The 1334-nt window shown below is 74.7% G+C and carries 2 protein-coding genes; one reads left to right on the forward strand and one right to left on the reverse strand.

Annotated features, from left to right (window positions below; translation table 11 throughout):
- The coding region (locus tag PROKR_RS20625) for an RNA polymerase sigma factor (RefSeq protein WP_483823666.1) at positions 1-537 on the forward strand (537 nt) is incomplete at its 5' end.
- A gap of 34 nt (positions 538-571) precedes the next feature.
- On the opposite strand, the gene PROKR_RS20630 is transcribed toward PROKR_RS20625, so the two are convergent.
- On the reverse strand, positions 572-1334 hold a 763-nt coding region (locus PROKR_RS20630), incomplete at its 5' end, for an HNH endonuclease (protein WP_169736494.1).

Raw genomic sequence — 1334 nt, forward strand, 5'->3', positions numbered from 1 at the left:
GGCCTGGCGCGACGGCCCGGCCGGGTGCGCGACGGGGTGGCGCTCCCGCTAGACGAAGTGGACCGCACGGCCTGGGACCAGCGCCTGCTGCGCGCCGGCCTGGACGACGCGGCGGCGGCGCTCGCCCGATATTCCGGGCCGGGTTCGGTGTCGCCCGGCAGGTTCGCACTCGAGGCTGCGATCTCCGGGGTCCACGCGAACGCGCCGGACGCCGCAGGTACGGACTGGCCGCGTCTCGCCCAGCTCTACGACGCGCTTCTGGCCACCTGGCCGTCGCCCGCCACGCGCGTCGCCCGGCTCGTGGTGCTCGGCCGGCTCGCGCTGCGCGACGGCGGCGACCTCTCGCCGGTCGAGCACGAGCTGGAGGAACTCGTCGCCGAGGGTCCGCCGTACGCCGCCCGGGACGCGAGCCTCGCCCTGGCGGACCTGGCCCGCCGGTCCGGACGCGCCGACGACGCGGCGGGCCGGTACCGGGAACTGCTCGACGTGGTGCCCGAGGGCCCGCTGCGGGAGTTCTGCCGGCGGTACGCCGGATAGGCGATTGGCCACCGATCCGCCTCATGGTCGACGCTCAGAACGGTGGTTCGGCGGGCGTGCTCGGACCCGCATCGGCGCCCGCGAGTGCCGCGCTGTCCCCCTTCATCGAGTTCTTCATCGAGTGCCGCCGAGGCGGACGCTTCCTGGACGGGGACCGCAGCGTCAGGTCGTAGCTCATGTCGGTATCTGCCGTCTCGGTCGTGTCGGCGTTGGTCGCGTCGGCGATGTCAATGTGCGTGTCCAGCACGGTCGGCGGCCGCGTGTGCACCCGGCCCGAAGGCGCGGTCCAGGTCGTGATGCCGGTGGTCGCGTCCCGGACGACGCTCCAGCCGCCGTGCGTCTTCAGCAGGTGGTGCCGCCGGCACAGGGGCTGGAGGTTGTCGGCACGCGTCTGGCCCGGGGTGCCCGGGAGCAGGGTCTCGGTGTCGAGGTCGTGGTCGAAGGGCACGATGTGGTCCAGGTCGTCATGGTCCGCGGGGTGCTCGCAGTGCGGGAACTGGCAGGTCCCGTCGCGCGCGACCACCGCCTGCCGCAGCACCTTGCCCGGCCGGTACGAGGTGGTCGAGTAGTCGGTGAGGACCCCGGTCAGCGGATCGGTGACCAGGCGCTGCCAGGTCGCGTCGGCGGCGATCCGGCCGGCCAGGTCCGCGGTGACGGGCCCGAAACCCTCCAGCTCGCCGGGGGCGTCGTCCTGGCCCAGCAGGGCGCTGGCCGGGACGGTGACCCGCACCACGGGCCTGGTCGGCACCACGCGCACGACGGCCTGCCGCACCGGGGCCCGGCCACCGCACGTGCAG

Source organism: Promicromonospora kroppenstedtii DSM 19349 (genome assembly GCF_000515355.1).
Classification (GTDB): domain Bacteria; phylum Actinomycetota; class Actinomycetes; order Actinomycetales; family Cellulomonadaceae; genus Promicromonospora; species Promicromonospora kroppenstedtii.